This window comes from Bifidobacterium sp. POST2/T3 (B1) (assembly GCF_058197115.1).
Map to the genome: position 1 here is coordinate 1 of NZ_JBVPQK010000008.1, position 26,195 is coordinate 26,195.

Annotated in this window: 18 protein-coding genes; 5 read left to right on the forward strand and 13 right to left on the reverse strand. The window is 52.1% G+C overall.

What is annotated here, in order from left to right; translation table 11 throughout:
* The 3 genes from AC0AP0_RS00945 to AC0AP0_RS00955 all read left to right on the forward strand — a co-directional run.
* The coding region (locus AC0AP0_RS00945; RefSeq protein ID WP_490428923.1) for an FAD-binding protein at window positions 1-831 on the forward strand (831 nt) is incomplete at its 5' end.
* Between the two features lie 129 nt (window positions 832-960).
* Window positions 961-2,172 carry a succinate dehydrogenase/fumarate reductase iron-sulfur subunit gene (locus AC0AP0_RS00950; RefSeq protein WP_490428924.1) on the forward strand — a complete coding sequence of 404 codons (1,212 nt, stop codon included), beginning with the start codon at window positions 961-963 and terminating at the stop codon, window positions 2,170-2,172.
* A gap of 73 nt (window positions 2,173-2,245) precedes the next feature.
* The gene (locus tag AC0AP0_RS00955) at window positions 2,246-2,923 is read left to right on the forward strand and encodes an O-methyltransferase (protein WP_490428926.1); all 678 of its coding nucleotides are present in this window, start codon (window positions 2,246-2,248) and stop codon (window positions 2,921-2,923) included.
* A 21-nt stretch (window positions 2,924-2,944) separates the two neighbouring features.
* Here the strand turns inward: AC0AP0_RS00955 and AC0AP0_RS00960 are convergent, their stop codons facing one another.
* The 5 genes from AC0AP0_RS00960 to AC0AP0_RS00980 form a co-directional block, all read right to left on the reverse strand.
* Window positions 2,945-3,712 (reverse strand): LOG family protein, encoded by a 768-nt coding sequence (locus AC0AP0_RS00960; RefSeq protein ID WP_121912639.1) that lies wholly within the window; start codon window positions 3,710-3,712, stop codon window positions 2,945-2,947.
* 344 nt (window positions 3,713-4,056) lie between these two features.
* On the reverse strand, window positions 4,057-7,134 hold the full coding sequence (locus AC0AP0_RS00965; protein WP_490428928.1) for a beta-galactosidase: 3,078 nt from the start codon (window positions 7,132-7,134) through the stop codon (window positions 4,057-4,059).
* 15 nt (window positions 7,135-7,149) lie between these two features.
* Window positions 7,150-8,004: a carbohydrate ABC transporter permease gene (locus tag AC0AP0_RS00970; protein ID WP_490428929.1), complete on the reverse strand. Its 855-nt coding sequence runs from the start codon at window positions 8,002-8,004 to the stop codon at window positions 7,150-7,152.
* The gene (locus tag AC0AP0_RS00975) at window positions 8,001-8,942 is read right to left on the reverse strand and encodes a carbohydrate ABC transporter permease (RefSeq protein WP_198208426.1); all 942 of its coding nucleotides are present in this window, start codon (window positions 8,940-8,942) and stop codon (window positions 8,001-8,003) included. The genes AC0AP0_RS00970 and AC0AP0_RS00975 overlap by 4 nt, the downstream gene beginning before the upstream one ends.
* A 141-nt stretch (window positions 8,943-9,083) precedes the next feature.
* On the reverse strand, window positions 9,084-10,349 hold the full coding sequence (locus AC0AP0_RS00980; RefSeq protein WP_046323057.1) for an ABC transporter substrate-binding protein: 1,266 nt from the start codon (window positions 10,347-10,349) through the stop codon (window positions 9,084-9,086).
* Window positions 10,350-10,722: 373 nt separating this feature from the next.
* Between AC0AP0_RS00980 and AC0AP0_RS00985 the strand changes: the two genes are divergently transcribed.
* Window positions 10,723-11,817, forward strand: a complete 1,095-nt coding sequence (locus AC0AP0_RS00985) for a LacI family DNA-binding transcriptional regulator (RefSeq protein WP_490428931.1) — start codon at window positions 10,723-10,725, stop codon at window positions 11,815-11,817.
* A 543-nt stretch (window positions 11,818-12,360) separates the two neighbouring features.
* Here AC0AP0_RS00985 and AC0AP0_RS00990 read toward each other — a convergent pair.
* From AC0AP0_RS00990 to AC0AP0_RS01020, 7 genes are all read right to left on the reverse strand, one after another.
* Complete coding sequence (locus AC0AP0_RS00990; RefSeq protein WP_490428932.1) at window positions 12,361-13,116, reverse strand: ABC transporter permease; 756 nt, start codon at window positions 13,114-13,116, stop codon at window positions 12,361-12,363.
* 31 nt (window positions 13,117-13,147) lie between these two features.
* On the reverse strand, window positions 13,148-14,062 hold the full coding sequence (locus AC0AP0_RS00995; RefSeq protein WP_490428933.1) for an ABC transporter ATP-binding protein: 915 nt from the start codon (window positions 14,060-14,062) through the stop codon (window positions 13,148-13,150).
* Window positions 14,063-14,601: 539 nt separating this feature from the next.
* Complete coding sequence (locus AC0AP0_RS01000; protein WP_490428935.1) at window positions 14,602-15,267, reverse strand: ABC transporter ATP-binding protein; 666 nt, start codon at window positions 15,265-15,267, stop codon at window positions 14,602-14,604.
* Window positions 15,267-16,490: an ABC transporter permease gene (locus AC0AP0_RS01005; protein WP_110425391.1), complete on the reverse strand. Its 1,224-nt coding sequence runs from the start codon at window positions 16,488-16,490 to the stop codon at window positions 15,267-15,269. The genes AC0AP0_RS01000 and AC0AP0_RS01005 overlap by 1 nt, the downstream gene beginning before the upstream one ends.
* The gene (locus tag AC0AP0_RS01010) at window positions 16,487-17,029 is read right to left on the reverse strand and encodes a hypothetical protein (RefSeq protein WP_490428937.1); all 543 of its coding nucleotides are present in this window, start codon (window positions 17,027-17,029) and stop codon (window positions 16,487-16,489) included. Before AC0AP0_RS01010 ends, AC0AP0_RS01005 begins: the two co-directional genes overlap by 4 nt.
* Before the next feature lie 319 nt (window positions 17,030-17,348).
* Window positions 17,349-19,106 (reverse strand): ABC transporter ATP-binding protein, encoded by a 1,758-nt coding sequence (locus AC0AP0_RS01015; protein WP_490428938.1) that lies wholly within the window; start codon window positions 19,104-19,106, stop codon window positions 17,349-17,351.
* Entirely contained in the window at window positions 19,107-21,125 is a 2,019-nt protein-coding gene (locus AC0AP0_RS01020; protein ID WP_490428940.1) for an ABC transporter ATP-binding protein, read from the reverse strand.
* Between the two features lie 175 nt (window positions 21,126-21,300).
* On the opposite strand from AC0AP0_RS01020, the gene AC0AP0_RS01025 reads away from it, so the two are divergent.
* The gene (locus tag AC0AP0_RS01025) at window positions 21,301-22,290 is read left to right on the forward strand and encodes a helix-turn-helix domain-containing protein (RefSeq protein ID WP_490428941.1); all 990 of its coding nucleotides are present in this window, start codon (window positions 21,301-21,303) and stop codon (window positions 22,288-22,290) included.
* Between the two features lie 1,095 nt (window positions 22,291-23,385).
* On the opposite strand, the gene AC0AP0_RS01030 is transcribed toward AC0AP0_RS01025, so the two are convergent.
* Window positions 23,386-24,621 carry an MFS transporter gene (locus AC0AP0_RS01030; protein ID WP_490428942.1) on the reverse strand — a complete coding sequence of 412 codons (1,236 nt, stop codon included), beginning with the start codon at window positions 24,619-24,621 and terminating at the stop codon, window positions 23,386-23,388.
* Window positions 24,622-26,195 lie beyond the last annotated feature (1,574 nt).

Genomic DNA, 26,195 nt, shown 5'->3' on the forward strand with positions numbered 1-26,195 from the left:
CATCGCTACGCCCACCTGGATCCCACTGTGGACATGGTTCCTGTCAAACCCACCGCCCACTACACCATGGGCGGCATCCCCATCACAGATCGTGGCCACGTCTATCGCTGGCAGGATGGCAGCCGTCGAATCGTCGACGGACTGTATGCCGCCGGGGAGTGCTCATGCGTCAGCGTTCACGGGGCCAACAGGCTAGGCGGCAACTCCCTGCTGGACGCCTGCCTTTTCGGCACCAGAACCGGACAGACCATCGCCGCCATCATGGCCAATGCCGACAAGCCAAACGACATGACCGACGCGCCTACGCTCGCACAGGCACTGCGAAGGCGTCAGACCTTCATGGACAAGTTGCTGGCTGTAGAGAGTGATGCCGAGCCCTCGGAGTCAACATTGACCAACAACCAAAACGAAGAATCCGACCCCAATGGCGGTGCCAGCCCGAACAACCCTTACGCGTTAATGGGTCGGCTGGGACGTCTGATGGAGGAGGCCGTAGCCGTCCGCTGCGATCAGAGCAGCATCGAAAAGGGTTTGCGTGGCCTTGATCAACTGGATGCCGATGCCAGGCAGTTGCGTGCGCACAGTGGCACAGCAGTGCTCAACCAAGAGGTGACCGCCATCATGGAGGTAGACAACCTGCTGACCCTGGCCCGGGCCGTACTGAACGCCAGCCTGAAACGTAAGGAATCTCGCGGTGCCTTGTACCGGAGCGATTATCCGCAACGCGACGACGAACACTACCTGGCCCACACTATGATCGACGCCAGGGAAGTTGTCTCCTGGCAGCCTGTTCATATCGTTGACATGCCTCCTAAGGGTCGCAACTACTGATGGACCCTGAGCTCATCCTGTTCCGACAGGCACCTGCTCGACACCTATGCTGGTCAGGCAGGGATTAGGATGGAGGCCGCGCATATTAGTGGGCATAGGGACACATCCCGAGCAAGGACAGGAGCAACCGTGACATCACAGTCCACAGGCTCAGACGGATCCAAGGCATCAGCATCGGACCGCGATCCCCGTCCGGTGACCTTCCGAATAGCCCGGTTTACCCCACGACCTCAATCAGAGCGTCTGGCGCGAACCAGCCCATTCGCCAAGAGCAACCCCTTTGCCGCAGCGGGTAGCCGACGAGCACGAGGACGCCGCTGGACACAGGAGTACACGATCCGCATTGCCCCACAGCGCACTGTTCTCGATGCCCTTCTGCAGATCAAGCGAGAGGTGGATCCCACACTGAACTTCCGGTACTCCTGTGGACATGGCATGTGCGGGTCGGATGCCGTGCTCATCAACGACCGTCCGGATCTGCTCTGCACAGCCACCATCGCCGACTGCTTGTCTGCATCCGAGACCATGCCGAACGCATACGCCTCATTCGGTGTAGCTAATGGAAGTCCACAAGTTCAACAGCCTCCAGCTTTCCGCCGAACCGGCACGGCGACCACCGCAACGGCCACATCCTCGTCGACATTGCACTCAGTTTCGGACATAAACTCCAGAACCACAGGCCCTAAAGCCACAAATCCTTCTGAAACCTCAGACCATACAGAAACCACAAACCATACAGGCACCACACACTTTACAGAAACTTCAGACCCTGATAAATCTTCAGTGATAGAGATCCGTCCGCTCCCCGGCTTCACCCCACTCAGAGACCTGATAGTGGACACCGACACCATGTTTGAACAGATTCGACGCTTTAAGCCTTATCTGCTTCATGATGATTCCTCTGCCGAAAGCCGCCAAAATCACCACGAATCCGATCAACCAGAGACCCAGGATTCGGCACAAAACCCGTTAACAAAAGCCATCAGCCAAGCAGCCAAGGCTAAAGTGGTCGACGCAGAACCAGCGTCGGAATACCGGCAGACTCCGGAAGAGCTGGCCCGGTATGAACTGCTCAGCACCTGCATCGCTTGCGGACTCTGCCAGGGCGCCTGTCCTATTTATGCGGGCGGCGAGGCCTTTGTCGGCCCGGCGGCCATGATTGCAGCGGCTCGATTCATCAACGATTCCCGCGATAGCCATCGACAGGAACGTCTAGAGGCCATTGACCAGGTGGACGGAATCCAGGCATGCCAGTCCATACGGGCCTGCACCCGACCCTGTCCCAGAGGCATCGACGTGGGTGAAGAGATGTGGAAGCTAGTCGAAGCCGTCAAGGAGTAGTCAGACTCGTACGCACACAGGTCAGCATGAGCATTCGACAGGCTTGTGCCCTCTGGTCGTTACCATGGTTAGCATGGACAAAACCTCGTACAACAACATCGCCAGAGGATGGGAATTCGCCGAGGCAAGCGCTCTGAACGTCGAATCAGACAAGTTGCAGACCTTGCGAGACAAGGCTTCGGAGGCCGGATTCGCACAGTGCTCCCGGTCTCAAGGCGCCTTTCTGCAGTTTTTGGCTGGCCGGAACGCTCCGGCATCCATCATCCTGGTCGGCAACGGCTCTGTGGTCGAAGCCCTGCGCCTGATGACGGGCCTGCATGGTCATGGCCAGTTCACCGCCGTCGACTCCACAGCCCAAGGCACCTCACTAGTCAAAAAAATATTCGCGGGCATGGAAAAAGCCCACCCTGGAATGAGGCTGCGGGCAGTCAATGCGGCTGCCAAAACCTACTTCCCCAAGCTCAACCCCAGCGACTACGACCTTATCGTCGTCTCAGGCAATGGGGACAACTACCAACAGGTCATGGACCAGGCTCCGCGCCTGCTCAAGGACCGAGGACAGGTGATCTTCACGGATGCCTTCGATCTGCTGAAGGATCCGGACAAGGGCGGCGTACTCAACCCGGCCAACAGGTCCGCCAAAACAATCACCTTACGGACCATCATGGAAGCCATAAGCAAAGACGATGACTGGGAATCCTGTCTGCTGCCCATCGGCACAGGTATGATCATGGCCACCCGCGCCCGCTGACCGCCGCCCGCTTGTTAATTCTCAGCCACGGTGGCGCAGGATGACTTCGACAGCCTCATCAGGATCATCAGTACGGATGACCAGATCGGGGTCCAGCTCAGAAATCATGCCCCTCTGCTTCACTGTGTTCGAAAACCAGTCAAAGAGCCCCTGCCAGTAGGCCCTGTCGAAGAGGACGATGGGCATGCTGGGTGCCTTATGGGTTTGGACCAGGGTCAGCACCTCGAACATCTCATCCAGAGTTCCGAACCCGCCGGGACAGACGATGATGCCTGAGGAGTATTTCATGAACATCATCTTGCGTACGAAGAAGTAACGGAAAGTGATGCCCAGATTCACCCAGCGGTTGAGCCCCTGCTCCATGGGCAATTCGATGCCCAGACCGACAGACTTGCCGCCGACCTCAGCAGCGCCCTTGTTGGCCGCCTCCATGATGCCAGGCCCTCCCCCGGTGATGACCGCCATACCGGCCTTGGCCAGGTCGCCGCCCATCTTGCGTGCAGCAGCATAGGTGGGATCCTCCCTGCCGGTCCGAGCTGAGCCAAAGATGGCGGCTGCCGGTCCCAGCTCAGCCAGTGCACCGAACCCGTCGACGAACTCAGCCTGGATGCGCAGCACCCGCCAGGGGTCCATATGCAGCCAGTCCGTATCGCCGCCTGACGAGAGCAAACCAGCGTTGGCGTCCGCCTCGGGAATCATGGGCCCGCGCATGATGACCGGACCACTGTGGTAGGTCCTGCCCAGGTCCGGGCCTTCATCGTCATTGTGATTGTCAACCATATCCGCCATGTACGCATTCCTTCATCGGGCCCGATCCGAAGGACCCGCTCGATCCTGTTCCGGCTTTCATGATAGCGGCCCCCGCCGCCCGGCTGACGGCAAGACCAGCGTGTGAAAGTGGCCAGCGGGCACGATAAAGCAATCCGTCCAGCGCATTTAAGATGAACGACAAGACCGTACAAACCCAATGGATATGCCTATAATCGCCCCTGCCGCTTTGCCAGCGCTCGACAAATCAGTCTCGAAACACTCGTTTGCTTCCGACAACGATTATTGAACCACACGGTAAACTTTTGACTTTGTCGCTATTTGCATTCTCAAGAAACAACAATCAACGTTCCAGGAATGTTTATTTACCGATCTCCACTCTCTGAGTTCAAGTCAACAGCACCTCCCAGCTGAATTGAGTCCAACCGACCTGCTTCTTTGCCAGTGGACTCAATGAGCAGCGAAAGATCTCCCTCTTCTTGAGGAACTATGAGCAGATCGCCGCGTCCTCCAGCAAATATCGTTCCAGGCAAACCGCCCAACACCAACCGACCCAGATTGGTATGCTCCCCGAAAGCAGTCACCTGCAGGCCCTGACCCTGCATGCGAACTATCGTTGATCCACGTTGCTGAGTTTGCGCTAGAGCTGACCGAGAAATGCGTAGCCAGAGGCAGCTGCCGGGCGGGCAAGTTACGGGAAGGCGCTGGTCTTTGAAAATTGCCCGACTTGCGCTCTTTCGAAGCATCGTCAGATTTTGCGTGCGTAAAGTCCAGTCTGCAATGGGTTCGCCTACCAGTAGTTCAATCGTTCCAGTCGGCTCACCCCAGGTCTGCCATGTTCTGATAGTCAACCGATCCGTTGACTGTAAGGGCCCTAGCCAAAGCGTCGACTCATAAGGGGTGATTGTTCCTATCTGGCAGCCGTTAAGTTCAACTTCGCACTTGCACTGGCAACCCTTGAAGTGCAAGGCTCCGACCAGCAACAAGCTCTCTTCATCCAGCATTCGATCCGAAGATGCATTCTTAATTCTCGACCGAGACCTTGTACCAGCCTCTGCCGGGTATGAAACCGACAAACTTGGCAGGGAACGGGCATATGTCACCACCCTGGGCCAATAAGACGCCGACCAGCCCCCAAAGCCCATTCGGGGAACCGGATCTCGCCCCGGAAGGACCACATCGGCTTTTCCTCCTGGCGACGACCAGCGTTTAATCTCAGTTACTTGCCATCCTGAATTCAGGGGCAAGATGTCATGCACGGCCAACACGCCGGATAAACCCCGCCCAGCTGACAACCTAAGGGCTTGCAATCTCGTGTCATCGAAATTGGAGTGCCCCCAGATGCCTACTCTTATGGACAAGAGCGGATCCCCATCATCAGTTCGTTGGATAGCTGAGCCATCCAATGGCATCCAGTAATCACCCCCGCCGTTTGCTACCCAGGGCATCAGCAGATCCCCCCATTGCAGGCCAACCACATCTGCTGCCTGCCGCAGGACCATCCCACGAATTCCGTCGGGACTGCAACGCGTACTATACAGACCACTGCCAGACCACAGACCTCGCTCTTCCAACATAGGCAGTCTGCTGCCTGGAATCGACGCAGACGGAGAAGACCATAACTGGTCACATTCAGCCTTGCCCACCGATTCCAACCGAACGATGGGTGCATGCGAGGCCCGCACCCTCGTAACCGGCTGACCCAACTGTACAGTAATTGATTTCCGGCCTTCTGGAGTAGTCAGCATCATTTGGAGGATTCCATGCTTTCCAGAAAGGGCCAATCCTCTGACAGGTTCATCTCCCAACCCAGTATCCTGGACGGAATCCTCACAGGCGTCAGCCAGGGGATGCCAGATCAAGTCCCCGTCAATCCGCATCTTATCCAGCGACGTATCGGCAGGAAATGCTAAACGCAACCAAAGGGGGCCAGGTATCATATCGGGAGCATCCACTTGCACTCGTATCCCGGTCTTCTCGTCGAATTCAAGTCCTGTCAATTCACCGCTAGTGGCTTCCAAAAAACAGCCTGACCCCAGAGGGAGATCTCGTACCAGCATCACTCCGGTCTTCGCCGGCAGGGGCCATCTGTCAGGTGAACCATTGCCTCTTTCGGCCTCCAGCTCCAAATTCTGCTCACTCACATTGGTCAAGGTCAGCAATTCGCCGCCACCGGCCAAATTCAGGAGGCCCAATCCTAACCGCGGATCCTCCAGGCTGAGCGGACAGCCTTCAGCTCGAATTCTACCGGCAAGGCTGGCGATTGCCCCCTCATCTGCCACTTGAGCCATGCTCAGCCGGTCGCCCAATGCATTGATGATTGCGCTCAATCGACGTGCCTGATCGGCCTCGGGTCGCTCGCCGCCGGCAGGGTCGACAGCTCCGCCGAAGTCGTAGTCAGCTGTCATAAAGGCCTCTAACGAACCCCAACTGTTGACGGAGGTTCCGTAATCGAAATCCCAGCCAGACACCTGTAGGTAAGGCCCTATAAATGCCGCTCCCGATCCAACCAAACGCCTTAGCGTGCGATGTACGCGGTTAGTCTCCGTCACAACCAGGGGTGCTCCACGCCTACTGGCGGCATGACGGTAATAACGCACCTGCCGATCAAAATCCGGATCGTCATCATCGGGGTAGAGGTTGACAGCGGGTGCCACCGTTGCAGCGTCAGCGCCGGCACGAGTCATATCCCCCTGACCAGCACAGATGACAATGGGCACACGCACTCCCATTTCCCGCATCATGGAGGCCAGTGAGCCAATGTATCCAGTTGGATCCTCACAGTCGAAAAAGTCCAGTTCGTTATCCGCCTGGACCATGATCACGGGTCCTCCATGGCCGTGTCCAGCATATTGTTGGCGCGAAATAATGGGGATAATTTGCTGATACCAGGTTCTGACAGCCTCCAGGAAGGCCTCATCGTGCTGCCGGGCTCGAAACTTAGGATCGGTAAGCACCCAGGCTGGCAGACCCCCGCCATCCCATTCTGCACAGATATAGGGGCCTGGCCGGATCAAAGCATAGAGACCGGCACGTTTGGTCATGCGCAGAAACTCCTCGATGTCCAAACGACCTGAAAAGTCAGCTTTGCCTGGTTCCCTCATATGCAGGTTCCAAGGCGTATAGACATCTATGACCTGGTAACCCAGCCGTTTTACCGCATTCAGACGCTGCTCCCACTGACTTCGGGGTATACGAAAGGGAAAGACCGAGGCACACAGCAGAACCCTTGCTTTTCCGTCAATCCACAAACGCCCTTGAGTCAAAGCTACTGGATCGGGTGAGCCCTTCCTGGCATTTGAGACCGCCAAGTCCGGCGCAACATAACCGAATCGGCCGTCCGACTCCTGATTCATGATCGGACCTACAGGTGCTCCAGAGGCATTCGAAGTCATCGCTTTTCTTCTCATCATTTCTGTGCCTTTCGCCTTGTTGCAAAACAAGACAAACATTGGTGTTTACTTGATCCCCGCTGATCCGGCGAACATCCCCGACTCGTACAGATATCTCTGGGCAAAGTAGTAGACGATAAGCACAGGCAGGATGAGGATCAGCGCTCCTACCATGATCATGTTCCAAGGCGGTGTCTGCACGCTGGAACTCTGGCTCGAAAGCACCTGCAAGCCTAACGCCAGAGGCATTTTATCCTCATCATTGATGTAGAGCAGGGGCCCGAAGAAACTCCCCCAGTTGGATGAAAATGTAAAGACACACACTGCCGCCAAGACAGGGACCATCATAGGCAGGATTATTCTGGTGAAAATCCTGAAGTATCCCAAGCCGTCAATCTCCGCTGCCTCATCAAGTTCCGTGGGGATACGAGTGATGAACTGACGCATAAGAAAAACGTTGTAGGCGTTGGCGAAAAGATTCGGAACGATCATAGGCAGGAGTGTGTTGATCCATCCGAGCGTTCTGAAGAGAATGAACTGAGGAATCATCAATACCTGGCCAGGTATCATCATCGTCGATAGAACCAGGATGAACAGGATGTTCTTGCCTGGTGCATGCAGCCTGGCAAACCCGTATGCGACCAATGCCGAAGAAAATGTCATAAAAATGCAGGCAGGGATGACGATTATCAAAGAATTGAGAATGAACCTGCCAATAGGAAGTCCAGAGCTGAAGACGCGGACGAAATTCTCCCAGTGCCATTCCCCTGGCAGAAAAGTAAATTTCATAGCTTTGGTCGTTGCATCAGAGCTTAAAGCTATGGATACGACGAAGACCAACGGGGCACAAAGGATAGCGGAGACTACGGTGAGAATAGCGTAACGCCTCGCCTTGCCGCCAAAATCAGAACGGGTATTCACTTCTTTACCTCCGACTCATAAAACACCCAGGCATCCGAGGACTTAAGCACCGCTGCCGAAATTACCATGATGATGACAAAGAGTATCCAAGCCAGGGCTGATGCATAACCCATATGAAAATCCTTGAACGCAGACGTATAGATATAAGGCACCATCATCTGGCTGGCATTGTCTGGGCCACCCTGGGTCAGGATGTAAACCTGGTCAAAGACCTGGAAAGCGCCAATGATTCCTGTGACCAGATTGAAGAATAAAATAGGTGTGATCATTGGAAACGTTATGCTCCAAAACAATCTGTAGTGACCTGCTCCATCAATTTCAGCAGCTTCGTACAGTTCTTTTGGCACTCCATTAATGGCAGAAATAAGCAAGATCGTTCCCCCTCCAACCTGCCAGATGGACAGAAGGATTATGGCAGGAATAACCCAGTTTGCATCCAACAGCCAGGCAGGACCCTTGATGCCGAACAGGCCCAGCAAGGCATTGACTGGTCCATCTTCAGGCTTGAGCAACCATTTAAAAATCAATCCTGCTGCCACAAGCGGCACCAATGAAGGCAGATAAATGATGGTGCGGTAGATGCGTTTACCACGAAAGTCATGAGAAAGCAGATTGGACAAGTACAGGGCGATGAGCAGGGAGACAGGTACAGAGACTATAGCGTAATAGAAAGTGTTTCTGAGCACTTTCCAAAAAAGAGGGTCAGCAGTAAGAGCCTTGGCATAGTTGCCAAGACCCACCCAGTTGGGTTTCTGAAATGAATCCCAATCGGTAAACGACAGATACAGCGAAGAAAACATAGGCACCGCAGTGAAAACTACAAAGCCGATAATCCACGGAGATATACATACGTAAAAGAACAGGGTCTCCCTAGTGCTCCGTTTCATTCCTCGACGCGAACCACGATGACGACGTCCTATGGATGCGGATATACTCATACAAATCACCTCTTGACGATGTAAAAACACGACGGCAGGCGCATCTGACTTGGCGCAACAGAGCACTGCGGGTAAAAAGGCGCTGCGGATCCGGCCATTATGCGCCGGATCCGCCAGCTGCCTGGAACTGGACTGACCCTGCTACTTGTTCAGAGCCTGCTCCAATGTCTTCTGAGCTTTATCCAAGCCAGTTTTGACATCCTGCTTGCCGTTCCAGGTTTGGGACATACCATCGGACATGGCTTTGGTGATCTGTGACCATTCTGGCGTCAACGGCGGAGCATAGGTCATCGAAGTAGATCTGGTGAAAGCAGTCAGATCCAATCCATTCTTATTCCAAGATGCCTGGGTAAAGGACTTGTCCTTGGCCGCAGCGAGATTTGCTGGCATGTCGAGCCCGCTCTCGGCGATAGGCCGCTGTCCCTCTTTAGAGGTCAGATATTTCACAATCTTGATTGCATCATCCTTATGCTTGCTCTGAGAAGAGACCGTAAGGGCGTTGAAGAACATGGGTACAGCAGTCTTCTTGCCATGCCACAGGGGTGCAACTCCCCAGTTGAATTTGGCATCCTTAAGTGAGGAGATGTCCCAGAAACCAGTCACATTCATGGCTGTCTTACCTTGTGCGAACAGGGGGTCAGCGCCTGAATCCGTGATCTCCTGCGGCTTGGGAATGACCTCATACTTGTACATGAGATCTTGATAGAACTGCATGGCTTCAACATTCTCAGGCGAATTCACCACCGGCTTGCCATCTTTGTCGAGAATACGGCCGCCGTTTTGATAGATCCAGGTCATATACCAGGCCCACCAATCACCTTCGCAGTAGGCCCACTGAGTGGTCTTGCCATTCTCACGCTTGACCAATTTCTGGGCGTTGGTTAAGAAGGTATTCCAATCCCACTTTTCGCTGGGGTATTCCACACCAGCAGCATCGAAAATGTCCTTGTTGTAGAAAATCACCGCAGGTGCCGCCCTGTCAGGCGCCCCATACAGCTTGCCTTTATATGTATAGATCTTCTGATTGGTTTTGCCATAGTCTCGAGCGACGTTCGGGAAATCTGACGTCAAATCAGCCAGCTGACCACGACTGGAGTATGCGTTGATATTATCAGCCATTTCCAAAATATCGGGTGGTGTTCCGCCTGAAAACATAGTCTGGATCTTGGTATCGTAATCCTTGGCTATATACTGCAGTTTGACGGGGATATTGGGATATTTCTTCTTAGCCAGACTCAGACGTTTCTGCATGACACGTTTGTCGATATCACCACCCCAGATCGTTAGGACCAATTCATCTTTGCCGGCGCCATTGCTGCCCCCACAAGCCGCAAGTGAAGACACCATGGACACTGATGCAAGTACCGCGAGGATGGCGGTCAGGCCTTTCTTCTTCCAGGACCTCATTGAAACCTCCTTGGTTCAAAGAATCCTTGATTCTCATATATTGCCGGATGGCCAGGCATCAACGCACCAACCATTCGACAGGATTTCGACTCAGTGAAGACACTTACTGAATCGAATCAGCTAATTGCCAGTAACAATATAACGCATGCAACTTATACGTGTCAAATATGATGTTGATTTGCCATAGCCTGCTTATATAAGCTGAAGAAGTCGTAGCATGATTGAAGTCAGAAGAACGATAGGTAATGAGCTATATGCAATGAATTCTTAGATTAATGGATTCAGCTGCATTGTTCGTTGTTTGGAGACGGCAATCAATTTCCTATGGTTCGGCATCGACAGCATAAACAGAAGAAAGACGAAGGTAGAATTCATGGTCACAATGCGTGATGTCGCCGCTTTGGCTGGTGTATCACAGGCCACAGTATCCTATGCTTTGAACGGAGACCCTATGATTTCCGAGGCCACACGTTCACGAGTCATGGCAGCGGCACAAGAACTCGACTACGCCGTTAACCTTTCCGCCCGAAACCTCAAGTCTGGTAAAAGTGGGGCTATCGGCTTGGTCGTCCAGGAAATTGCCAATCCATACGTCAGCCAGCTAGCTGACGCTATTTCAGAATATGCCTTGGGCAAGGGGCTACAAACAGTCATCCAACAAACCCTCTACCGTCGTGAGAGCGAAACCACAATTCTGGAGCATGTAATCAGCGCTTTCTGCGATGCAGTCATTTTCAGCCCCAGTAAGTTGACGAGCCGGCAGATCAAGGCGCAATTACACGGCAAACCCGCTTTACTCCTTTCCGCTCAAGATGAAAATCCCGAATATGATGTTTTGCAAACCCCAGGCAAAAGAGCCATGCGCGAAGCCACCGATTATCTATTTGCCTCCGGCTGCCGAAACCCTGTTTTTTTTGGCATGCCCTACATACCCTTAACGAAATGCATAAATCCACTGAACTCAGCCACGACCCGGGTCGCCGGCTATGAATCCTCACTGGCAAACCACGGCATGAAACCACGACCTCAACAGTTCATCAACCCTCCGGATTGGAGCCCCGGCACCAGCCGCCAAACCATGCTGGATTATATCGACTATGATCTCGCCTCCAATTACGAAAATTCACCAAGGAACCAATACGGCAATCAGGTAAGCTTTGACGCTGTGGTCTGCATCAACGATGCTGCGGCGCTTGGCGTCATCAGAGCGTTAATCGATCGGGATATCAGCATTCCTGATCAAGTATCCGTCATTGGCTTCGACGGTATCTCCCAGGGAGCCTTCATCGCTCCCAGCCTGAGTACTGTGGCCTTCGACTTCGACGATATGGCCCGGCAGGCTGTTGACACCCTGGTGATGCGCCTAGACGAAGCCTCCGGGAAGACTCAAACCAAAACCAAGCAACAACCCCAAAGACTTACCGCCCACTATCAACTGTTGCAACGTGAATCGACGAAGTCCCTCTAAAAAATCCGAAACGACGATGATATACGTGTTCCATTGGTGACCATAGTCGCGACAGACAGGAGGACTATTAAACAATAGACATCCGAAACAGACCAAATGCAGGTCATGCCATGTCTTCGGCATGACCAAGTATCTGTCGCGCTAAAAGAAACTTTCATGACAATACTGCCAGCGGGATAGCAGCACACGACCGACAGTCGCAGTACAGTGCTTCACAGGAAAAGAACAGAAGATTAAGAAACCTTGCCGATAGTATGAATGGTCAAATGAAACAACCTCGGCTCAAATGACGGGGATCGGTCCATCTTGGCGATCCTCCTGAAACAGATGATGCTGTTGACCATCGGCAGAAGTATAAACGGGCTGAATCAGTTCCACTGAGTATGTGCCGATAATCCCAGACATGACAGTAATTGAGAAAAGAAGCCTAGCTCAACCCTCAAACTCTCTTATTGACCAGTGCCATAATTAACTTGTGATCCGCATTCAACGGTTCAACTTTCCTGTGCTCTCTTAATATTAGTAAGAATCGGTGTTCCAAATTCACTCCACATCCCATTTGAAACTACGAACCGCCAAAAATACAAGCATTGCAGTAAAAGCAAGCACGATGGAAGTTGAAAGCATAGCGCCCGTTTGCTGCAGAGGATTTTTTGATGCCCAGAAAATGAGATCTCCAAATAGAGTCGAAGGAATCCATCTGATAACATTTGTCAGCCAATTCGGAAGGATGGCGAAGGGTATGGCCAGGCCACTGAGGAACAAAGCCAACAGTTGCACGAGAGTTCCCAGGTTGGTTGCCAACTGCGACGAGGAAAGGCACCCGCCCATTAAATAACCCAGAGCAAGGAACATGACCAGACCCAATAAGGACACGACAAAAACTCGACCAACATCCCTGAGCGGAAGCAGATTAAGCAATACTGAAGCGCCGACTATGGCAATGATCTGCACGGTCGCCATAATGAACCTTACAGCCAGATACGTCATCAAATAGTCAGCTTTGCGGATGGGCGTAGTTGAAAGTACCCGAAGAGCTCCTGATTGCCTGACCTCGGCCAAAGGGCCTGCAGTCATTGTCAAAGCTGTACCGGTCACTGCCAGAAAGAGGGCCATGGGCATGACAAAGGGGCTGAAGTCCGGAGCATCAGCCTGCCCTTTCATCATCTCGGACATGAGAAGGAACATTCCCGCCATGGCAAAGGGGAAAATTATGACAAAAATAAAGTATGAAGTGTTCCTGATTAGTTCACGAGTCTGTAGCGCCAACAGGGGGCGAAGGTCCCGTTTTTGTGTCATCTGGAGTCCTATCAAAAATGAGTATCGTCAACTATTCAAAATCATGCCCGGTCAGCCTTACGAAGGCATCATAAAGGCTTGGTTCGTTCATACGTAATTGGGAAACCGCAGGATTGCTTGACAGCACAGCAATAACAGGATCCGTATCGTCAGCACGTATCGAGATGGTTGTCTTATCAATAACTTTCGGTTCGCCGAAAGTTCGAAGCATGCTCACCAGATCCAATAGTCCATCCGGGCTTACTTGGCAAGATATCAACGTCCCCTCGGCATATTTCCTTATGAGTTCCTCCGGACTGCCTTGAGCTACAGATCGACCATGATCTATCACCGCAACTTCTTGGCACAGAACTCTCGCCTCATCCAAATCATGTGTCGATAAGACAATTGTCGTACCTTCTTCGGCCAAAAAACGAAGCACCTTCCAAAGGTCGTCTCGCGCCATTACGTCAAGACCAGTGGAAGGTTCGTCAAGTATGGCTAGTTTCGTCCGTCCGATGATGGATAAACCAACGTTCAGACGTTGTTTTTGTCCACCTGATAATTTCGCCACCTTGCGGAGCAGCAATTCGTCCAAGCCCATCCATTTCGCGACCTTGTCCACGTCGCGCGGGTGATCATAAAGACTGGCCCAAAATGACAGTATCTCCCCCACTCTTTCCTGGGGAAAGACAGTGGACTCCTGTGGTTGAATACTCACCCTCTGATGAATCCACTGCGAATCAGTCTGCGGATTCCTATCGAATATGTTGACAGTTCCGGAAGTCGGTTTTCTCAAGCCGACAGCTATTTCGAGCGTTGTTGATTTTCCGGCACCGTTAGGGCCCAGCAGACCAAAGATGCCCCCTTCAGGGACGGTTAAATCGAGGTGATCCAGGGCCTTGATAACCCCTGCTGGCGTTTCATACTCTTTAACTAGATTGCCAAGTTCTATAGCAGCATTCATTGGTGCCACCCTTTATGGTAGGTACAGCGGTTCGTTAAAGTTTCATTGCATTGAGCGGCCAAACCTGCCACACACTCTTTGAAAAGATTACCACCAATGGTGATTGAAATACATCAGCATAAGAACCGCTGGCTGTTAGGACCGAATGCTCAAGCACCTGTCTACAAATTTAAAGAGGAACAGGTATCTCAAATCTTTGGCGAATCAATCGAATCACCAGTATCTCCCGCACGTTCATGGAAAGAAGCAAAACTCACTCATTAATTCGATCAGCCATGGCAATTCGGAATCTCTTTGGCTCCCCCAATAAGCTATCTGCTGCCCCCCCCCGTCAGCAACCGCTACTCATACTCACTCGATGCCGGCCACCGGCATTGTTTCACCGGCTGCTCATATAGCAAAAACGGCGAATGCCAGGCATGCTACGCCCAATATGCACAGCGCAAACCAGCGCTTGTCATTCTTGCCCGAACGACTCCCAGAATTAGAAGCACCAGCCCGAGAAAAGCCTCGAATACCATAATCCAGAAACCCATATTCTAGGCCTTTCGTTGAAGTTTGATGATTCGATCATGTTGGTCAGCCAGTGAGGCATCATGGGTAACGGTGACGATTGTGGATCCTGAATCGTGGTTCAGGGCAAAGAGCAGAGCGATGATCCTCGACCGGTTCTCTGAATCGAGTGAGGCAGTGGGCTCATCGGCAAGAACAACCTCGGGGTTCATAATGACGGCCCGTGCGAAGACTGCTCTTGATTTTTCCCCTCCGGAGCATTCAAGCGGTTTTTTGCTCAGTATCGACCCGATGTCTAAAGAGTCCACCACCTGGTCGAATCTTCGAGAATCCCCCTTGCGCGGTGTCCGCGCGTAAAGCAGGGGCAACCTGATGTTGTCCGCGATGCTCAAGGAACTGATGAGCGCTGATTCCTGCAGAACGAACCCGATTTTCTGGTTCCTCAATGCAGCCGATTCGAGGTCCGACAGCGTGCGCGCGGATCTGCCCAGCAGCCTGTAAGAGCCTTCATAGCGTGTATCGAGCAGACCGAGGATGTTCAGCAATGTGCTCTTGCCAACGCCGGACTCTCCAACGATTGCGACCTTCTCGCCCTCGGCGACCGTCAGCGAGAAATGTTCAAGAAGAGTGACTGAAGATGAGCCCTTCCTGTATGTTTTATGATCCAGGTTGAGATCGATGACCTTGTCCATTATTGCAGCACCCCCAATGAGATAGGAACACGCCTGAGCCTCCAAGTGATCAATTGAGCGAGCATAGCAACCAGAAGAAAATCGAACAGCGACGCGACAAGTAAGGCCAGCCAGTCCATCCTGATCATTCCCCACAAGCCATAGGTCATTAAGAATGCATCCTTCCTTCGCCAGTAGCTATGCCGCGAATAAGCTGCCATAGCGAAAACGGCAAGCAATGCAATTAAGGAAAGGCCCGCATAATATGCGTAGAAAAGCCGACGAAGCCTGCCATAGCTCAGCCCCACCATGAGGTTGATCGTGAAATCACGCATCATTACCCGCACACTGATCAGTGCACTCCAGACAGACAGCAAAACGATGAGAATAAGCAGTACAACGGAAGCCACGGTCAGAAAACGCAAAGAAGAGAACAAATATTCGTTGTAATAGTCAATGTTGTCCTGATAACTGTAAAGGTTGAACTTGGCCCCAATCGTCTTGTCGATGTAATCGCCCAATTCGGACACGTCCGCACGATCGGTATCAGATAGAACGAGATCGTTGAGCGCGTTGATATTAAAACTGACATCAGCCTGTTTGATGAAAGCCGTGGTGACGGGCACAACTACTGAAAAATTGTAGTACTTCTTCGAATTAAGCGCGTAGAAGTTTGAACGCACCGAATTCTCGGCGATGACACCGACGACCTTCACCCTTACTTCTCGCAGCAGGGCAGGGTCATGCATCTTGAATTGCGTGCCAAGCGGATAGTCGTCAGCCAGTCCCTCGCCCACCAACACGGGAATGGCATCGTTCCGCACCAGGCTGTAATCAAACGTCAACCCGCTTCCTTGAGCAATGGGAAACCCATCCAGGTCGTTATATCGCTGGTTCATATAACTCACTGGAACCTTAACCCCGCAACCATTAGCCAGATTGGTCATCATTCCGTCCGTATAGAGCGCGTAGTGATATCGGCTGTCCAGACGATCGTAGACTTTCTGAATCGATGCTTTTGAGATGTCCTTGTTACCAAAATCTGAATTCGGATCCAGGTTCGCTACGAATGTTCCCTCCTTGTCAAAATGCGCCATTTGCTGGTATCCCTCACGCGTGGACAAGACACTATGAGCTGTCAGGAATGCCATGTAGTTGGCCATCAAGAACAAGACCAGCGCACCTATGGCAAAGATTGGTTTCCTGAGAAATACATGAGTCAGAAAGAAGCGGAAAACCTTCATCTTGCCCCCAAGAACGCAGCGCTCAACAGTACGTATGCGGCCAGGGCCAAGAGCACATAGAAGCTATCAACTGTCTCGAAGCCCAACAGCAGATGGACCACAGTCGAAAGCAAGAAAGAAATGCCGAGTAATATCAGGCATTCGACAAGATACCTGAGTTTTATCTGCCTCAACGTATCTCCCACCAGTACCCGGCATCTGACCTCAGTTCTGGCTTTTGTCACCAATTGATAAAGAAACACCAACACAAACGCAGAAAACCCCAGAACGAAAGCGCGCCGTTTTTCGATCATGAATTTGATGTAACTCATCAACACTTCCGAATCATCCGCCTGGTGTTTCAAATACACGAAAAACCCAGCCAATAGAAAGCAGCCCAAATACAGAAAGACCAACTCCAGGCGATTGTTGAGCCTCAGTATCGATCTATCCATAAAGCGTCTCACCGTGCCACCTTTCGCAGACGCCACCAGGCTAATTTCGACATGTCCGAGCTGCTTGATTATCCAGTGATACTTACCTTTGATGATGCTGATCAAATTTCATGACTTGTTTCGAGCGGCAGAGGAGGCTCAATCAAATCCAATTCTCTCTGTAAAGCCACCTCCTTGTGAAGCATGTGAGCTTACATTAAAACTTATAAATTAAAACTTTATACTACGCGTTGATAAAAGTCAGCAATATAAATGCAAACAGTTCAAGCTTACTCGGAACAGTCTTTGGAACAATCAATTTTGGAATGAAATCTCGCATTCAGCCACTCGTTCCTCAGTTTGTTCGGAAATATTCTGACTGCCTATGATGTAGTGTTGCCCTTCTCTGCCGTTTGGCGATACCAAGAGTCGGTCCAAGCCCTCTCTACAAGGACCAGTCTGCGCTCTCTGCCTGCAAACGAACCATCCGCGCAAATTCACCATCTGCGGCCATGAGCTCCTGCGGGGAGCCCTGTTCGACCACACGCCCATGGTCAAGAACGACAATCTTGTCGGCCTGCTCAACAGTGCGCATCCGGTGGGCGATGACCATGACGGTCTTCCCCACCAGTAATTGCGACAGGGCTTCCTGCACCTGCGTCTCGTTCTCCACATCCAGGGAGGCGGTAGCCTCGTCGAGCAAGACAATCGGGGCATTCTTGAGGATGGCTCTGGCAATTGAAATTCGTTGCCGCTCGCCCCCGGAAAGCCTGGAGCCGTTTTCACCAATCATCGTCTCATACCCCTGTGGCAGGCGCGAGACGAACTGGTCGCAGTTGGCAGCGCTGGCTGCAGCCAACACCTCCTCGTCACTGGCACCGCTCCGACCCATCCGAATATTGCCCAAGACCGTGTCATCAAAGAGCATCACGTCCTGAAAAACCACGGCATAGTCTCGCAGGAGAACCTCCGGATCCACTTGGCTCACATCCACCCCTCCTACGGTGATGGAACCTGAAGCGGCATCCCAGAAGCGAGCCGCAAGGCGGGCGCAGGTGGATTTACCGGACCCCGAAGGACCGACCAGGGCCGTAATCTCACCTTCCTTGGCAGTGAAACCGACATCCTCAAGAACCAGGTCACCTGCCGCCTTACCCGCAAGGCCGGGATAGGAGAAGGCAACGTGGTCGAAGACGATATCGTGCCCATCGGGATGGAATTCCGTACTACCCCCGGCTACAGGTTCCTCGGTGATGGAGCGGATCCGCCGGGCCGAGCCTTGGGATTGGAAGAGCTCCGAAACCAGCATCAGCGCCTGATCAAAGGGTGAGTAGATCCGTGAGACCATCAGGAGGAATAGGAACATGACCATGAAGTTGATCCTGCCCTGGATAATCAATCCGGCAGCCACCAGGAAGGTCGTTGCCACACCCAACCTCAAAACCACCATGGCGGAGTTCATTATAAGACCATTGGTCATCTCGGTTCGGACTGTAGTGGCTTCGGTGTCGTCAATGGTCGAGAAGAGCCTGTCCAGATACCTGTCTTCCTGGTTGGTGGCATGAATCTCCCGAACGCAGTCAAGCGCCTCCTGAATGCCGTCAATGACCCGCACCTGGGCCTGCCTCGTGCGCCGTGACGAGGCTTCAACAAATCGTCGAGTGGCAAAGATGATAGCGAAGGCCACCGGTACACTCCAGAAGGCAGCCAGGTCAAGAGCCCAATTGATAGGCAGAAGCGACAGGAATATCAGGACGGATGAGACGACCGCTCCGTAAAGCTGGCTCAAGGCATGTGCATAGGCATGTTCCATGGTGGCCACGTCACCCAGAATGGTTTCGGTCAGATCAGCTAGGTCACGCCGCCCAAAAAATGAGAGTGGCAGTTTGCGCAGTCTCTCGGCCAAGTTGATCCGCTGAGTTCCGGTCTGGCTGAAGACCGCACCGTAGGAGTAACTGTACTGGAACCAGGAGGAGCCGAAGAGGATGAGGGCAAAGACCAGGAGACCAGCTAGATAGGGCAAGATCTCCGGCAGGGGCGCCCCCGCTGTCAGGTGTCCGACAAAAGCGTTCATGACCAGCAGAAGAGAGGCCGTTCCCGCCATGATGATCAGATTGGTCAGTGTAGTCCACAACGTTCCCAGAACCACGATTCTCACGCCCTGATCGGACAGGGCGTACTTCTTCTTGAATGAGGCGAGCACTTATGCCTCACCTCCTTCCCTCTGAATGTCGGAATCACCAGTCGACGAGTCCGCAGCGTATGGCCCGGCACCGGAAGCGGCGTACTCCTCACCCACAGTGGAGCCTGCGAGGTTGTGATCCGCTTTGCCGGCAGCCTTCGAAGAGTTGTTGACCTTCCATGAAACCGCCCGCTTGTAATCAGACCAGAGACGGGCATAGGTACCCTGCGCATCAAGAAGCTGGCGATGTGTACCCTGCTCAACCAGACGGCCCCCGTCCAGCACCAGAATTCGATCGACGTGGGCCACAGTCGACAGGCGGTGGGCAATCATAAGAACGGTTCGCCGTCGGCCCCCTTCAGCCTGGGTCAGTTTGGTCAGCGCCTTCTGTATCAGGACCTCGTTCTCAGGATCGGCAAAAGCAGTCGCCTCATCCAGAACCACAATGGGAGACTTTTTGAGGATTGCCCTGGCCAGAGCCACGCGTTGGACCTCTCCCCCGGAAAGATAGGTTCCACCCGAACCGAGCACGGTATCCAGCCCATTGGGAAGCTTGTCGACAATGTCCACGCACTGAGCCGCCCTCAATGCGTCCAGTACCTGCTCGGGAGTCGCTTCTGGCCTGGCTGCGCGGACGTTTTCGAGCAGGGTCGTCGAAAAGAGCCTGTTGGCCTGGAAAACGAAGGCGACCTGCCCCATCAGATCGTGGGGATCCATGGATCTGACATCAATGCCACCCAAAGCGACCCTGCCCGAATCCACATCCCAGAAACGCGGCACCAGACTGGCACAGGTCGATTTTCCTCCTCCCGAGGGACCAACCAGAGCCACCATTGCGCCCTCCGGCACCTTGAAGTCAATCCGATCGAGTGCCGGACGATTGGCACCTGGATAGCTATAGGACACCTGTTCCATGGATGCATCCGCCGACTTCGGGTGTTCCGGTTCGGCAACTACCGTCAGGGGATCGATGCTGAGCACGCCGGTGATTCTGTTCAAGGCATCGTCGGCCTTGCTGAAGGACTCATTGGAGAACTGCAGACGGGTCATGGCTGTGGGAACCATGCCCGAGAAGACGGCGTAGAAGGCGAAATCAGTCAGGAAAGAGGTGAAGTCACCATGCCCCGAAGCCAGCAGGATGGCTACAGGAACAAGGAAAATTACAGTCCCGTTCAGGGCCGTCATCTGAATGGTCTGGGGCAGGTGGCAGATTTGCATGGCATAGTTCCTGGCTATTCGGCTGTAGTGCTCGATGGCCTCGTGGAAGGCCTTGAAGGAATAGACCGTCTGCTGGAAGACCTTGACCACAGGAATGCCACGGACATATTCGGTTCCGGTCTTGGACATTCGCACCAGGGCATCCTGGTACTTCTTCACAAAGGACTGTCCCTGATCGTTCATCATGACACGGATGCAGACCAGGGCGATCAGGATGGGGAAGAGACAGGCCAGGCCCATACGCCAGTCGAAAGCCAGCATCAATATCGGCATACCAAGAATCATGGCGAAGGAGCCGGCTGCATCAGGGAGGATATGGGCAAGCAGATTCTCGGTATCGCCGGCCGAGCCATCAATCGTGCGACGCAACTCGCCTGAAGCGTGGAGGTCAAAATACCCCAGGGGCAGGCTCATCAGGTGGTTCATGGCCTCTTTACGCATCTTGGAGGCACTCCGGAAAGCTGCCAGATGCGCCATCAACAGTCCTGCACAGTACAGAATGACGGATGCCACCGCAAACCCCAATCCAACCCATCCGTATGTGGCGATTCCCGTGGCCTGGGACCACTTCGGCGCTACGGCGAGGAGGTCTTTCACCGCCAGCCATATGCAGATGTAAGGTCCAAGGCCGGCAATCGTGGAGAGCGCGGACAGACCACAGCCGAGATAGGAGAACACCTTGCGAGGGCCAGCGAAATCGAGCAGCCGCATTAGGGAACTGCGTGCAGGTGGCCTCTCCTGGCCAGGTCGGCCTCCCCCGCCCTGTGCTTTACCTTCTGCAAAATCCGGCTTGCTACCCGAATCCGTCTGGTCTGTGGCCATCTCTTTCCTCCAGGTTCATCCAAAACTCTTGTCGTCCGCTGCCATCGAACGTAATCTGAGAAGTCAATGCCCGGAAGACCGTCACAAAGGGACGAATAAATCCATAAAAGCTGCGAACGAAAACGAAAGTCTGCCGAGATTGTCACAAGGTCGGCAGGATGAAACCAGGTGAGCAATGACAGACCACGCGATACGCTCCGAATCCCGCGAGATACAGACCCTGTATCGCCCCCAGGTGGAGCAACTCGGCATGGAACTCCATTATCGATCAGGAGGACTGGAAGGGCAGGTGGATGGCGACATTTGCCGAGGAAGGTTCCAAGCCAATTTGGCGGGTCCTTATTGCCTGGTCATATGGCACGACATCACCTTCCTGCGCGAGATGAGCTTCAGTGAGTACGCCATGACCGACTACGCCTGCCTGACCCTGGATGAAAGCCCGGTATCCAACCCTGTTCCTTATGGGGTGCAGCCATTTACCATGCAGAAAGGCAATATGGTCTCCCTGATCCAGCAGGCGGGATCGGTCACCAACCGCATACCGGCAGGCTCTCGCTCTCGGACCCGGAGCATCTGCATCCTGCCCGGCTATTTCATGGAGCTGGAAAACCAATGGCCCGGTCAGGTCGGGGGACTCTTTGACGCCTTTGGCAGTCCCTGGCCATCTAATATTGCACAGTCCGCTTTAACCGCCCTGTCAACGTTTGCCCCCGGAAGGCCAGGCCAGACGGAGTTCCTCATAAAAGCACACATCGACCTCCTCATGGCAATGTTGGCCCAGGCTTCCTCTGCACTTGTGCAAAGACACGAATCCTCACACGACCACGAACTGGTCCAGCAGGTCAAAACCCATATCCAATCCAACCTGGGCGGCGATCTCTCCATCGATCGGATAGCCCAATCACTGTATGTGGGACGCACCCGTTTATGCCTCGCCTTCAGGCGTCAGACCGGAACAAGTCTGGCCAGGTATATCAGAGAGCAAAGAATGGACCGGGCCCGCCGTCTTCTCTTGTCCACTGGTGAGGACATTGCCTGGATTGGCAGGCAGATCGGATATATGCGTCCCAGTTCATTCAGCGCGGCTTTCACCAGAGAAACCGGAATCCCTCCAATCACTTGGCGCGAGCAAAGCAAGCGCATCGAACAAGCTCGCTGCAATTGATACGTCCGCAATTGCGAAAGTCAAGTAGACGGTCACAGACCTGAGGACTATGACTTTATGAACGTTCCCCTAGCTGAGACCATTGTCCGATTTTGGCGTCCAGGCAGAGGAGCTGTATGGAGCGATGGTGATGTTCCCGTTCTGGCAGAGGGAACCAGCTCACGTTCCTCCTTACATATAGATCAGGCCCATATGGCTCTGCATCGAAACTAAGGAGCCTATCCGCAGCTTGTCGCCACGAATCGTTATTTCTAGAACTTCCAGGCGTACATGGCGATTGCATCCAGGTAGCGTACTTTTCCCGCTTTCACCAGATTGCGCAGAGCATCCATATCCTCTTCGAGGATGCGAGGCATTCCCAGCGGTGATTGATATAGAGGTCTACGTAGTCCATTCCCGGACGTTCTAGGCTATGGTCGATTTGCTGCATGGTGGGCTTGCGGGCATGAAGAAGACTTGGGGGCAGTGGCAATTCCGTCCTACTTCGCATACTTCTTCAGGCCCTGGGCCAGGTATCGTTCGGTATTCCTATGCGGATAGACATTGGCAGTGTCGAAGAAACTGGATGGGTCTTCGAGTAACATGATATTCTTCTTAGCGTTTATCCGCGATAACCGAACGCAGCCTCCGCCAGGCTTTCGCACTTTTCATGATGAACGCACGACCGGAGAAGTTTGATCAAAATCTGGTCCGCTCCACTTCATCGACAGTGGCACTCTGGGTGGAAGGATCATCGCAACAGCAGACTTCACCTTCTGTGTTCGACACTCTAGTGGCGCAAAATACGACCAAGTGGCCGCCTTTCGCTTTTAGGTTTGTTTGAAAGTTGCATGGTACAGAGCATATTGCGGATATCGATGAGACTCCAGAACGGTACCGGACATGGTCACTTCGGACTCCTTCATTGAGTCTCATCTTCTCCATGCAGCGTGGCAGAAAAGGCAGTGCGCCGGCACCAAACAGCAGTGGACAAACCAGACGGAACTCTCATTACTTCACCGAGTCAAGCTCAAAATTGCAGTATCCCGCCGCCTATCTCAGATATACCCATTTTCTTCATCGATAAAGTCCTCATGGATACCCTTTATGGTGCAACTAATCATTACGCACCCTCACAAAAGTCATCAAGAATAGACTTATCATTGAGACTACAAAAAGTTCAACCGCCGATATTCCGATACCTAATCTTGAACCTATCTTATTGGCAACAAATCCGCCAAGTAAATAGCCTATAGAATTCACCCCGATTAGAACTGCCTTGTATATACTCGTGACCCTACCAAGGTACTCTTGCCCAACTTCATTCTGTCGATTCGTGATTATACTGATATTAAGAATCGACTCATTAATCGCAATGCATGCAATTGAAGAAACTAAAATTACTAAATTAGCGCTTAATGCGAATACCGCCCGAAAAAGAGAACCGGCAATAATCGACAGTACCAAAAGCTGGCCAAACTCGATCTTTTTATTTAACCAATTTACTACAACCGTTCCAATCAAAGCACTGACTGCCGCGATTGACAAAATCAAACCAATTTGATCAGAAGAAAGACCCATTTGTTGACGTAAGATTATCAGACTATCGTTCTGGAAGTTAGCCGATGCTATATTAACCAAGGCGGCAAGCACAAGAGGGTACAGAACAGCACGGATTTTAGCAGTGTATCGCACCCCATCCTTTATATCTGTGAATACTGCATTTACACCGTGCTTAATAGAGGAAAACCTTGCAGAAGAGTCGCTCTGAGATATGAGGATTATATTATTCACCAGCAATAGACTGATTAAATAGAAAACAACAGATATGTCAGTCAACAAACTTTGAGGAATGAATTTATACAGCACTCCCCCTAGTATAGGTAGCGCGAAATTCACACCGTACTGTATTCCGTAAACTGTACTGTTTAATTTCGAAAAATTTTCTTTTTCAACCAAGAATGAAACAAAAGTAATTTCCGACACCGTGCTTACGATATTCATCACACTTACTGCAAGCGAAACTGTGTAAATGATAAAAATCATAAATGCCGGCGATACTTTCAATGCCAAAGCGATAGCAAGAACCGAATAACTCAGCAGTCTGATCAAGTCACTAAAGATCATGATCTTCTTTACATCTAATCTGTCTATTATCGCACCTATCGGAAGACCCAAAATAAGGAACGGTATTGTTTCGATTGCAGAAATGAACGACAGATGTATTCCGCTACCTGTTATATCCAGCACTATGAGAGGTAATGCAAACATCATTAAAGAGCTCCCACAGTTATCTGTAACTACCGAGGAAAGATATAATCTGTTGTTCCTGTCCTTTAGCAAATTGTCCATGTCAATATCCGAGGCCTTTATCTCCAATTAGGATTACTCGATCTGAGTGAACGTCTCGTTCTAGAGCAACTACATCTGTGCAGATTGTTACTGCTCTCCTTGTTTCTCCACCGTTAATTCGCCCATGATCTCATTCGACTTAATCAAATAGTAGTAATTGTATACGTCAGAATTTATTTAAAAACGGATTTGGATGACTAACAAAATCATTATTATCCTCTTACACCGAACCAATTGCGCAGGTAGGGCATGATTGGGGAATGAGTGAAAGTTTCCTATCAGTTGCTACCACTCCCCCGTATGCAGTAGTACCCGGCGAGGGGAGGGGGGGGGGGCATAACTGCTCATAAGAATTGACGGTTTAGGTCTGCCGAACATGCTTTGTATAGAATTTCAAGGTTTCACCTGAAGACGATGGATTGATTGAATCCCTGGGGCGAGATCAGAATAGTTGCTCTAAATGATCAACTTTTGTTAACCGTTTTTACCTCAGATTAGAGATAATTGTCATATGCTATTTATCGTCTATCCTTATTTGCATTCACAAAAATTAGACTATTTGTTTATCTGACCAACACGAAAGACCCTCGCGTTCTCCCCGGTTTTGCACAAAGGAACAACTTACATAGGAAGAAGTATAATTGCTAAAATACTATAGCTCGGATAACTTCTGATCTACAGTTTTGAAGTTGGCAACAATAATAGGAACGCTTCGGAGTACAAAAGTAACAAACCTTCATCAAAAAACTGATGAATAATTTGTATATCAATTTCGAAGTTTCTGGAAAGCGAACTTTTATCCAATGCAGGATTGCAATTAACAATCCCTCGGTTGAACCCTTGACCGTGCCAATCAGACCACGCTGCTATAGGTGTGCGACCTTGCTGAAGAGCCTGCAGGAGTTCCGGAGGCCGTGTATCGGTTCGACCGTATACGGTCCTCAATCCCCCATGAACACTTCATCGTCTGCGTGGTAGCGGAAATGCTCGCGCCGGGCGGTGACTGCAATCCTCCGGAACGCCTGCCAGCATGTACCTTTGCTTGAAGCCCTTAGATATGAATTCATCGGGCACCTTCTCCTTCCCTGGCTCTTCGGCATGCATGGCCAGCAAGCACTTCATGGACGAAGAAGCCCTAGCTTCCCGTCATACCCGCCCGCCGTTGTGACCTGAGCGGACTTCGACCACTTTTCATGTATAATGCTTTTGCCATACCGGCATCCAAGTGTCAGATATCAATTCGATTCACTTAGCGATAACCAGCACGAACTCACGGTGGCGCACACTAACTCGTAGGAACAGGTATAAGCCAAACACAAGAAACAACGAATAGAAAAAACACGGCCACGACACCGACCAAGCCACTGATACACGCAGGGACTGCCGGGATCCTGGTGATACCGGTGAGCACCCTGAGCGCCTGGAAGGCACAGAAAATGCCGCTTTCTTGTTGTGGATTTATCAGGCCAGTTGGTACAGGTAAAGCCCCGTTTCCTATTGCCAGCCGAGGAGGGCTGTCACCAGAGCAGGGCCGCAAGAGCGTACCCGGCAACAGCGCTGACCACGATTACGAG